The organism is Rhodococcus sp. (in: high G+C Gram-positive bacteria) (assembly GCF_049591685.1).
GTDB lineage: Bacteria > Actinomycetota > Actinomycetes > Mycobacteriales > Mycobacteriaceae > Rhodococcoides.
Genome location: NZ_JBAWFH010000110.1, coordinates 1 through 10,098 on the forward strand (window position 1 = coordinate 1; position 10,098 = coordinate 10,098).

11 protein-coding genes and 1 pseudogene are annotated in these 10,098 nt (G+C 62.3%); all 12 read right to left on the bottom strand.

Features of this window, described 5'->3' with window-relative positions:
* Window positions 1-450: cation:proton antiporter domain-containing protein (locus WBQ44_RS04895; RefSeq protein WP_495565612.1), on the bottom strand; the 450-nt coding region annotated here is incomplete at its 3' end.
* 160 nt (window positions 451-610) lie between these two features.
* A complete protein-coding gene (locus WBQ44_RS04900; RefSeq protein WP_495565613.1) occupies window positions 611-2,977 on the bottom strand; it encodes an arylsulfatase in 2,367 nt (788 codons plus the stop codon).
* A gap of 179 nt (window positions 2,978-3,156) precedes the next feature.
* Window positions 3,157-3,447, bottom strand: a complete 291-nt coding sequence (locus WBQ44_RS04905) for an SHOCT domain-containing protein (RefSeq protein ID WP_495565614.1) — start codon at window positions 3,445-3,447, stop codon at window positions 3,157-3,159.
* A gap of 10 nt (window positions 3,448-3,457) precedes the next feature.
* The gene (locus WBQ44_RS04910; protein WP_495565615.1) at window positions 3,458-3,922 is read right to left on the bottom strand and encodes a DUF6325 family protein; all 465 of its coding nucleotides are present in this window, start codon (window positions 3,920-3,922) and stop codon (window positions 3,458-3,460) included.
* A gap of 26 nt (window positions 3,923-3,948) precedes the next feature.
* The gene (locus WBQ44_RS04915) at window positions 3,949-4,350 is read right to left on the bottom strand and encodes a DUF7144 family membrane protein (protein ID WP_495565616.1); all 402 of its coding nucleotides are present in this window, start codon (window positions 4,348-4,350) and stop codon (window positions 3,949-3,951) included.
* Between the two features lie 171 nt (window positions 4,351-4,521).
* Window positions 4,522-5,490: a hypothetical protein gene (locus WBQ44_RS04920; RefSeq protein ID WP_495565617.1), complete on the bottom strand. Its 969-nt coding sequence runs from the start codon at window positions 5,488-5,490 to the stop codon at window positions 4,522-4,524.
* The gene (locus tag WBQ44_RS04925) at window positions 5,475-5,654 is read right to left on the bottom strand and encodes a hypothetical protein (protein WP_495565618.1); all 180 of its coding nucleotides are present in this window, start codon (window positions 5,652-5,654) and stop codon (window positions 5,475-5,477) included. The genes WBQ44_RS04920 and WBQ44_RS04925 overlap by 16 nt, the downstream gene beginning before the upstream one ends.
* Before the next feature lie 211 nt (window positions 5,655-5,865).
* Window positions 5,866-6,060 (bottom strand): annotated as a pseudogene (locus tag WBQ44_RS04930) (haloacid dehalogenase-like hydrolase); the annotation flags it as partial.
* Between the two features lie 767 nt (window positions 6,061-6,827).
* Window positions 6,828-7,208: a hypothetical protein gene (locus WBQ44_RS04935; protein ID WP_495565619.1), complete on the bottom strand. Its 381-nt coding sequence runs from the start codon at window positions 7,206-7,208 to the stop codon at window positions 6,828-6,830.
* Between the two features lie 560 nt (window positions 7,209-7,768).
* On the bottom strand, window positions 7,769-8,374 hold the full coding sequence (locus tag WBQ44_RS04940) for a DUF4203 domain-containing protein (protein WP_495565620.1): 606 nt from the start codon (window positions 8,372-8,374) through the stop codon (window positions 7,769-7,771).
* A 92-nt stretch (window positions 8,375-8,466) separates the two neighbouring features.
* On the bottom strand, window positions 8,467-9,435 hold the full coding sequence (locus WBQ44_RS04945) for a TIGR00341 family protein (RefSeq protein WP_495565621.1): 969 nt from the start codon (window positions 9,433-9,435) through the stop codon (window positions 8,467-8,469).
* On the bottom strand, window positions 9,432-10,098 hold a 667-nt coding region (locus tag WBQ44_RS04950), incomplete at its 5' end, for an AI-2E family transporter (RefSeq protein WP_495565622.1). The genes WBQ44_RS04945 and WBQ44_RS04950, both read right to left, overlap by 4 nt.

Below are 10,098 nucleotides of genomic sequence, written 5' to 3' on the forward strand. Positions count from 1 at the left end.
GCCTTGACGCACTCTCACCGGCAAACCCGGAAGTGTTACCACTGCCTTCCCGAGTGCGGCGTCGGTGGGCGCAAGAATCACGGCAAGCAAGAGCGCTTCGGGAACGCCGAGGTCGCCGAACACCAGCACTGCGACACCGAACCCGGCGGCGATGGTGAGGGGTAGCCCGAACCCGAGGAGTCGGGCGGGGATAGAGATTTGGAGACGCAGTGCGGCGACATCCACCCGTGAGGCATCGACGAACAACACCAGTGCGAGTGTCACCTCGGCGAGCAGTTTGACGGTCTCCCCCGCGGCGTCCATGTCGATCAGTCCAGCGCCGTGAACGCCGAGGATCAGTCCGGCGGTGGTGAAGAGGATCGGAGCCGAGACCGGGGTACCGGCGATGCGTCCGGACAACGCTGCGAAGACGAGCAAAATCCCGGCGATCGAGGGAAACGCCCATGTCATGGTGGCGTCGCCCCGTTTCCCTCATGGAGCACCAGGACTTCGTGGATCCAGTGCCCGAAGTCGATGATTCGAGCACCGAGGAACGTCAGGGCGATCCCGATCATCGGCCCGCCTTTCCGCGTGGTCGCACCCGGTCGCTTTCGCTCCCTTGTCCGCGTGGCTACTGGCGCGAGATCGCTACTCTGGCAATCTCATACGGGTCGATGAGGTGCGAGTGATCGTCGTCGCCGACATCGATCTGAACGACGTCGATGCGGCCGTTGAACTTGCTCGCACCGGCGTAGGCCGCGCTGACGGGCATGCCGTAGTCCTCGCCGATGTCGGTGGTCTCGTCCGCGGAGAAGACCATGGGTTGCGTTTGCTCGACGCGCCCGGTTCCCGCGATTGCGCCATCATAGAAAAGGGTGACATTTCCGCCTTTGGCCAGTCCGCCGCCGTCGTAGGCGAACTCGGCGCGGATCTGGCGTTTGCCAGCGCGAAGGGGTTCGGTTGCGGTGGTGGTGTATTCCATCATGCCGAGCAGGTTGTAGACGAAGGAGGCATACCCGTCGTGCAAGTAGAGTGCCCACCCGCCGAACCGTCCGCCTTGCGCGATGATTACGCCGTTGGTGGGGCCGGTGGCCGGGGTCTCGATTGCTGCGGTCACGCTGAACGACCGATTTTTGATATCGATGACGCTGTGTTCGCTGAGTCGTTTCATTCCGGGGAAGAGGACCTGAGTGGTGCCTTCGATCAGCTGCGGACGTCCGGCGATGGTCGGGTTCAGCCGTTCGAACCGGCGATCGTCGATGGGAAGGACGTTGTATTTCACAGCCTCGATGAGCCAGAGCCGCTGCAGGGCTGCGAGCCGGTCAGGCTGTTCTCGTGCCAGGTCGCGGGCTTGGGTCCAGTCGGTGGTGCCGTCGTACAGTTCCCATACGTCGTCGTCGAGAGCGGGGAGCTCCTCGTTGGGTAGCCAGGGAGTGCTGTGCCGGGTGACCGCGCTCCAGCCCTTGAAGTAGATGCCCCGGTTGCCGGCCATCTCGAAGTACTGCAGGTCGTGTCGCTCAGGTGCGTCGGCGTCGTCGAAGGTGTAGGCCATACTGGTGCCCTCGATCGGTGACTGCTGGACCCCGTTGACGAACGTGGGTTCCGGTATGCCGGCGGCCTCGAGAATCGTGGGTGCGACATCGATGACATGGCTGAATTGCGAACGTATTTCACCTTGCCCGGTGACCCCGGCGGGCCAGTGCACAATGGTGCCGTTTCGGGTCCCACCCCAGTGGGAGGCGACCTGCTTGGTCCACTGGAACGGGGTGCACATCGCCCACGCCCAGCCGACCGAATAGTGATTGTAGGCGTCGACGCCGCCGAGTTTGTCCTTCATCTCGGCCATGAATTCCGGCGTCTCGAGGGCGGCCAGACCGTTGAAGTTGGCCATTTCGTTGAAGGCGCCGTTGACCGTTCCCTCGGCCGAGGCACCGTTGTCACCGATAATGTAGTAGATCAGTGTGTTGTCCAGTGCACCGAGGTGCTCGATGGCGTCGACAACCCTGCCCACGTGGTGATCGGTGTGTTCGAGGAAGCCTGCATAGATTTCCATTTGGCGTTCCAGAACGGGTTTGAGGTCATCGCTCATCTCGTCCCACGAGGGAATAGCCTCCGGGCGGGGAGTCAATTCGGCGTCTTCGGGCGCCACCGCGAATTCTTTCTGCTTGGCGAAGATCGCCTCGCGCTGAGCATCCCAGCCGTCGGCGAACTTGCCGGCATACTTGTCCGCCCATTCGGAGGGAACTTGGTGTGGGGCATGTGTGGCCCCGGGTGCGAAATAGAGGAAGAACGGCTTTTCCGGCGCGAGCGCTTTTTGGGTACGCACCCAGTCGATGGCACGGTCGGCGAGATCTTCGGTGAGGTGATATCCCTCCTCAGGAGTTCCTTCCGGTTCGACCGGTGTGACCCCGTTGTAAAGGGCAGGGTAGTACTGGTTGTTCTCACCGCCGATGAAGCCGTAAAAGTGTTCGAAGCCCCCGCCGCCGGTGGGCCACGAGTCGAAGGGTCCCACCGGTGAGGTCTGCCAGGGTGGAACTTCGTGGCATTTACCGAATTGAGCGGTCGAGTATCCATTGAGTTTCAACGTCATCGGCAATGCGGCTTTGGTGTTCGGTCGCAGACCCGATGACCCGGGTGCCGATGTCGCAGTTTCGGTGATCATTCCCATGCCGACGGAATGATGGTTTCGTCCGCTCAGAAGTGCAGCCCGCGTCGGTGCGCACAACGCCGTGGTGTGGAAACGGTTGTAAGTCAATCCCCCGCGTTGCAGGCGCTCGGCGGTCGGGGTATTCGCTGGCCCCCCGAAGGCACTGGCTGCTCCGTAGCCGACATCGTCGAGCAACACGATCAACACGTTCGGCGCGCCTTCAGGTGGCAGCAGAGGTTCGATCGGAGGGAACGTGGTGTCCGGGTCCTTGGCGTCATAGGTCACCAAGCCCAGATATTGACGATCAGGTGTGGGTAGATTTGCGCGACGCGCATTCGACTTGTCCGCCATGACTGGCTCCTTGCCCTGCTCGATTGAGCAATGTTTTGGCGGTGCTCGGAAACTCGATGCGAGCACCCTGTACCTGCGTGATCTATTCATCGGTCCATCACTGCGGTCACGCAGCCGCTGCGTGGTGCTTGCTGCGTGTGATCACCGATCCGGTTCTGCGGCAGCGGCATCGTTGCGCCTCAGGTGGAGAGAATCCTGGCTTTCTCGGTCGCGAATTCCGACTCGGAGAGAACGCCCTGAGTTTTGAGCTCACCGAGCTGTGTGAGGGCGCTGAGGCGGTCGACGCTCGACACCGGCATGGCGGCGGCCGGTGCATATTGTTGCGGTGGCGGCTGCGCCGCTCCCTGCGGTTGCTGCTGTTCCTTTGCAGCCCAACGGTTGCCCTGGCGCCGCGATACCCGGTTGGAGACGGCGGTTGCAGTTCCCGCCACGGCAGCTGTGCGAGCGATCCCGCGAAGTAGACCCGGCATGATGTGACTCCTAACGTTGCGGTTGGGCTGGTTGGGCATCGAGCGAGTCGAGGGAGGCAAGCAGGGCCTGCACAGGGACTCGACCGGTCGCGACCAGCTGTGCCCCGTTGCGGCGCAGCGCGGTGGCAAACGGTGCGGCCCAGCTGTTCTCGTAGACCAGGATCGCGGCAGAGCATCCTGGTTCGAGAACGGATGCGGCCCCGTCGAGATCGGTGACGTCGAGCAGCCCGCTCTTCGCCTCCGCGAACAATGTGACATCGAAGTCGCCGGTGAGTCCGAGATCTTCGATTTCCACCCCGCCCACCGATCCGTCGAGATCCTTGTGAACGAAACTCAGATCCAGGACACGGATCAGGTTTCGTTCGACCAGGTCGACGAGGTAGGGCAGGGCCGATCCATCGGGTGTTCGGTCGGCTGGGAATTCGATGACCAGATAGTCGACAGGGCCGAGATCATCGAGATCGAGTGCGGGCATGTGGCAGATTCCTTTCGAGATATGGGCTAGTCGTGTTGCCAGGTCGAGACGGCCCAGATGACTAGAAGGTCGAGAGCGATGACCACGATCGACCACCACGGGTAGTACGGGAGCCACATGAAATTGGCCACGATCGACAGGGCCGCGATCACGATCGCCGCCACCCGCGCCCATATTGCGCCGGTGAACAAGCCGACTGCGATCAGTGCACCGATCACGCCGAGGACAGTAACGATCCATCCCCATGTGGTGAGGTCGAACCTGTAGACGTATTCCGGGCCGGCCACGAAGACGTCGTCCTTGGCCAGAGCCGAAATTCCTTGCAGTACAGCCAGAACAGATCCAGTGAGCAACAAGATGGCGGTCGCGATCGTGGTACCGCCGGCGATTCCCTGTCTGACCGGATGGCGATCGTAATCAGCAGTCATGGTGTCCCCTTCGCCCAGTAGTAGGTAGCTTGTTACAAGTGTGGGCTGCGTTTCCCACGATGCAGTCATCCGTTTCGGATGAGTCTGGGGCGCTGCGGCGACACGTGCCCGCCGCCGCGGCACCGTCCACCAGCATGTGACCCACGGGCATCGGTTCCACGACAACAACTCTCATCCATGCGGTGCATCGTCGACTTCGACGTCGCATTCGATCAACGCGGGCCGGGCCACCAGTTCCACCACGAGCAACATGGCCACCGCGATAAGCACGATCACCACCACGACCACTCCGGAGGGGTATCGCCAGAACACCAGGGTTATCACCGCGGTCGCGATGACGAGCGCTCGCAGCGCAGTACGAAACTTCGCCACCGCGGATTCGATGGGATACGGCGCCCGGCCCTCATTCGGGGCGCGCACCGCATCGACAGCCTTTCTGTACGCAGCACGGACCGCGGTCGCGGACCCGGAGGAGCCGGTGAGGAAATCGGCGATTGAAATGACCACGGCCAGCACGAACACCGCGCGCAGTGTGGTCCGAAGCGGCAGAAGAAAGGTGTCGATCAGCACCGCGGCGGCCTGCGGCGACAGCACGTCCGCCGGCACAGCCCCGAGGTAGATGGACCGTCCGATGCTGATTGCCACCGCCAGCAGTGCCATCGCCACCGCTACGCTGACACCGACCACCGCCGCGGTGCGGCGGCGGGCGCCTTTCGGCGCAGCCCAGACCGCAGCGGCGGCCATCAGCAGGGTCAACCACGGCAGTACGGCAGAAGCTTCGTTCAGCGCCGACGTCGCCTTCTGCGCTCTGACCAATTCGGGAGACTGGAACAACACGAACTGCTTGTCGATCGTCGGGATCTTCTCGGCAAACGCGAATCCGCGATCGGTCAGCTTGGCGCGGGCCGTGTCGATGATCGGCCCGAGTGAATTGCTCACGTCGCCCTGGTCGCTGATTTCGATGGCGGCCCGGGCGTTGCCGGTCAGTACCGCGACCAGTCCTCGATGGGCTTCCCGGTTGGCCTGGATCCAGAGGGCATCGAACTCATCGGTGGTCAGCATCGACATCACCGTGCTGCGCACGAAAGACTGCGCTTGATCGGCGATTACCGGCGCCAGGCCGATCACTGCAGGTGGCACGCGGGGCGCGTTCTCGGTGATCGACTCAAGGCCTCGGCGGTGGTGTTCTCGACGTCGAGGCGAGTCATGATCTCGTTGGTGATCTGATCGGCGAGTTCTCCGTGCATCACCGGATTCGACCCCAGTGAGGTGATCGTTTGCACGTAACGGTCGGTGTCGAGCACCTCACTGCGCGTATACCGTGCGAGTACCGACGAAAATGCAAGGGCTCCAACTAGAATCAGGAGCAGCACCGGCAACGTTCATGGGCGGCCACATCTCCGGTCGAGGGATGGTTCGTCGAGCTTTCGGGGCGGCAGGTCCACGCATGTAAGGCAGAGAAGTGCAGCATCGCGATGTCTCCGTTGCTGTTTTCCGGCCGCGAGGATCGGCGGGGTCTTCGTCGGCCATGACCACCAAGCGGCGTAGGACCAAGCCGAGCTGGATCGGCAGCGGTTTTTCACACCAGAGCGTTCCATCGTTGTCGAACACCGCTACCTAATCTTCGGGAGGAACGGGATCCGATCCGTCGGAACCGGTCGCCCGCCCGAAACAACATGGAGCGCTTGCATGTTCGGACCCTCGCGCAATTGGAAGTGAATCGTTGGCGGGCAGGGCTGATGGAATCCTTCAGTCGAGGATATTCAAGACGAGGAAAATAGTCTCGGTCGCGGGAGCATGGATGACGGCAAAACCAGGCGGGAGTAGCGCTCGGTGTTCGATCGGCCTGTTACCCCGTTGGGCCGAACGGTCGGGTGCGATGTGGCAACTGGTGGCGAGGATGCGCGTGGGGCCAGCCACCCGCTGCGCTGCGCTGCACTGCACTGCACTGCACAATGATTCGCACGGTAGGACCACATCGGCCGAGCCACGTCTCGGTCTCGCTATGCATGGTCGCGCCGCCGTCACCGCAGCCGATGATGCTCACCGAGGAGCGCGTGCACGTGACTGCGCCGACGAAAACGGCAACTATGGTGGTTGCGATGCCGGTGCTGGGTCCCGTGCATGCGCCGCACGATGTGATGGACTTCTACAACTATCGCGTTCATTGAAATGCTCCTTCTGTCGATGCCCTGTTGCGTCGCCCCCCTCGCGGGGTCATGCCGAATCTCCTCTCGACCCGATCAGGTGCGCACCGATGGCAGCTCGAAGCAGCGTCGGTTTCACGAATCCGAGCGTCGCACAGCCCCGGTGCAGCTCGCTGCGGCCCTACGGGCGTGCGAGTCGCCTCGGTTGCAAGCTGACGGTCATTGTCGTGCTGCCGCGGTAGCGGGCAGGCAGCCGAGACGAGGCCCTTCAGGCGGCAACAAGTGTCGATGCCACACTGCCCCTTCGTGACCGCAGAGTGCACAATCTCACTACCGCAACGCTTTTGATTTCAGCGTATCGAATTCGTTCTCGCTGATGGTGCCTGCGTCGAGCAGCGCCTTGGCATCGGCGATGTGTTCGGCGGACGACTTGCCGGCCACTTCTCTGATGTACCGATCGGTTGCCTCCTTAGAAGACTCCACAGCCTCGATCTGGCGCGCGGTCATGCCGCGACCTCGCGCGATCACATAGACGAAAGCAGTGAGGTACGGAACCACGACCAGCAAAATGATCCAGAGCACCTTGACGACACCCGACATGGTGCGATCACGGAACAAGTCCGCGACGATCTGAAACAGCACCATCAGATAGGCGAAAAATGCGAACACGATCAGCGTGTACCACATTAGCTCCCAAAATGAATCGATCATGGTTGAGCTCCTTGAAGTAGGGAGTCGCTCAGCGGTTCAACCGGGCGTCGACTCGTGTAACTCAGCCTAAAATCACACCTGAATCAGAGTGTCATCCGAACAGGGTGAACGAGCTACGCAGCTCACCTCGAGGACACTCCGACGGGAATAGACCTGCACGTCCGAGAGGCAGACCAACGCGCTGTTCGTCCCGTTCGGATCAGGTGAGTCCGGTAAGACGACCGGCCTTCCGCTACGCAACGACTCACTCATTCTCGAGTACTCGTACGCCACGTGTATACCGGCCCGGCCTCTGCTGCAGCTGCGTTGCAGGTGAGGTCCCCCGGCCGCGAGACCGTGCAATTCACGTGCGCCTGGCCGTCGCCATAATGGCTGGTCCCTCCGACGCGCCATGACGTCGGGCTCGAGCCTGCGGCGGGCGGGGAGGGACGACTTGACTACCAAGCTGACGCAGCTGGGCGACGTCCACCCCTCGGACGTCCTGTCCGACGAGGAGTTCGCCCGCGCCGAACAACAACTCATCGGTTGAGCAGCTTCAGCGTCGAAGAGTTCGCGCCGAACTACCCGTTCGACCCCTTCTCTGCGTCGTCGTTGCCCAGCAACGTATTACGTACGTTCAGCTTGTCCGCAAACAGGTGTCGCTGCACGATCCACCCTGCCACCGCCAATGCGATCCAGGCGAGCGTCGACGTTACTTGCTGCCATCCGGCGTCGGGGTTTCGCAAGAAGTCGAGCCAGTCCGCCATGCGGCCGATCCCGTTCAGCATCATGCTGGCGCCGCCGATGGAGGTGAGCCACAGCAGTGCTCGGGCCCGGTACTTGTCGGCCAGAAAAGCGGCCGCGACACCAATAGCCAACACGACGATGGCGCTCAGGGCCCAGTTGTTGTCACCCGGTTGCAGGACGTCGGCAATCCGCGCGCCGGCCATCGCGCCGGCAAGCCCGCCAATCGCATACGCGGAGAACTTGAATACCAAAGTCGTGATGACCCAGGTCAATAACGCTCCCACGAATCCGAACAGGAACAGCACGGACAGCGCAGGCTGGAAAAGGTCTGCGATCAACCACCCGAGCCCGAATCCGACTGCCAGCACGGCCAGGTTCACGGAACGGATACCGTAGAAGCACAGTAGCGCTCCGATCAGCAACACCACGATCCCGCTCATGTGACTCCTCGATCGAACCGTCTCGGTCTGCTCGGTCCACTCTCGACCTCCCCTCCGAAACTGCCCTCATCTCCCACGGATGAACGGTGCGCTCACTCACCGACCAGCCGGCTCCCGACGGTGTGCACAATCTGGATGTCGGGGTTCCACGGAACCAGCGCGTCTATCGAGGACTCGAGCTCGTCGAAAGAGGGCAGCACCTGCGGACCGAGAACGGCGACGGTCGCCGTTCTGCCCTGCCACGTGACGTCGATGACCTCCGCGCCCGGCGTATCAGCGAGCCACTGCTCCGTTGCACCAGCGATCTGTCCTGCCCACAACGAGGACAGCGAATTGACGACCATGGGGAGCGCGACCAGAAATAATGCCGCAGCGAGCACCGCGTACGCACGGCGCTGAGCCCTCGCAGCCCGTTCGGCTTCACGGCCGTACCCTGCTGCGACGAGTAGAACCGTCGCGGTGATGACCATGGCGACCACATTCGAGGCGAACAAGACGAACGCCCCCAGAGCCATGGCCGGTGATTCGGATCCGAGGCACACGCCCACCACAGCCAACGGCGGCACGAGCGAGATTGCGATCGCGACGCCCGGGAGTACATCTCCGACGTCCCTCCTCGTGATTGCGATGGCGCCCACGAGCCCCGTCGCCAACGCTGCCGTCAGATCCATCAGAGTCGGAGACGTGCGGCCGAGTACCTGCGAGTTGGTCAACACGTTCGACGGATTGGGCAGCACGTGCGCGAAGACGAAGCCCAAAACCGTCACGAGGACGACGCCCGCCGCGACGTATGCCGAGCTCCGCAGTATCAGTGCACCCTTCCCCGTTGCGATTCCCAGACCGATTCCGAGGATGGGCGTCGACAGCGGAGCGACGATCATGGCCCCGATGACCGTGGCCGTCGAATCAGATACGACACCGGCGACGGCGATCACCCCCGACAGCGTCAACATCATCCAGAAGGCGGACCGTTTGGCATTCGCGTCACCGGTTGACAGGTCGAGCCGGTCGTCCAGTTCCTCCAGTGTTCGGCGCTGAGAATCCGGAATCAATCGATTCATTGGTTTTCTCCAACACTTTCGACCTTCTCGGCCGGTTCCGTCGGTGCCCCACCGAGGAACAGATCAGCCCATCGAGTCGCCGGGTCGATGTCGACCAACAATGCTTTGGCCAGCAGCGTGACGGGGATGGCCAGCACCGCTCCCAACGGTCCCAGCACCCACGTCCAGAAGATCAACGCAAGGAATGTCAGGGTGACCGAGAGACCCACTGCGTCGCCGACAAATTTAGGCTGAATGATCGACTGAATGACGATATTGAGAACGCTGTAGACGACGATCACGATGATCATCGATTTCGGTCCGCCCTGCAACAGTGCGAGCAGTGCCGGTGGGATGACACCGATGACGAAACCCACGTTAGGGATGTAGTTGGTGATGAGCGCCAACAGCGCCCACAGAACGGGCAAGGGGATCCCGAGGATCCAGAGGGCCACACCGTCGAGTATCGCGACGATCAGGCCGAACACCGTGGTGACCAGCAGGTAGCTACGAGTTCCCCCCGAGAACGCGGAAAACGCTCGAGCGATGTCCGGCCGCAACCGCTCGAGCCTGTTCATCCGAGCGTCGTACGACATGGCGTCGACAGCCATGAACAGTGCCACCACGACGATGAAAAGCAAGTTCGAGAAGACCCCGAGGCTCGCCGCCACGATCGTTTCGACC

Coding starts and splice junctions, on each gene's coding strand:
- WBQ44_RS04940 (WP_495565620.1), bottom strand. CDS start 8,374: ATGAGCGGGATCGTGGTGTTGCTGATCGGAGCGCTACTGTGCTTCTAC.
- WBQ44_RS04935 (WP_495565619.1), bottom strand. CDS start 7,208: ATGATCGATTCATTTTGGGAGCTAATGTGGTACACGCTGATCGTGTTC.
- WBQ44_RS04905 (WP_495565614.1), bottom strand. CDS start 3,447: ATGCCGGGTCTACTTCGCGGGATCGCTCGCACAGCTGCCGTGGCGGGA.
- WBQ44_RS04945 (WP_495565621.1), bottom strand. CDS start 9,435: ATGAATCGATTGATTCCGGATTCTCAGCGCCGAACACTGGAGGAACTG.
- WBQ44_RS04910 (WP_495565615.1), bottom strand. CDS start 3,922: ATGCCCGCACTCGATCTCGATGATCTCGGCCCTGTCGACTATCTGGTC.
- WBQ44_RS04915 (WP_495565616.1), bottom strand. CDS start 4,350: ATGACTGCTGATTACGATCGCCATCCGGTCAGACAGGGAATCGCCGGC.
- WBQ44_RS04900 (WP_495565613.1), bottom strand. CDS start 2,977: ATGGCGGACAAGTCGAATGCGCGTCGCGCAAATCTACCCACACCTGAT.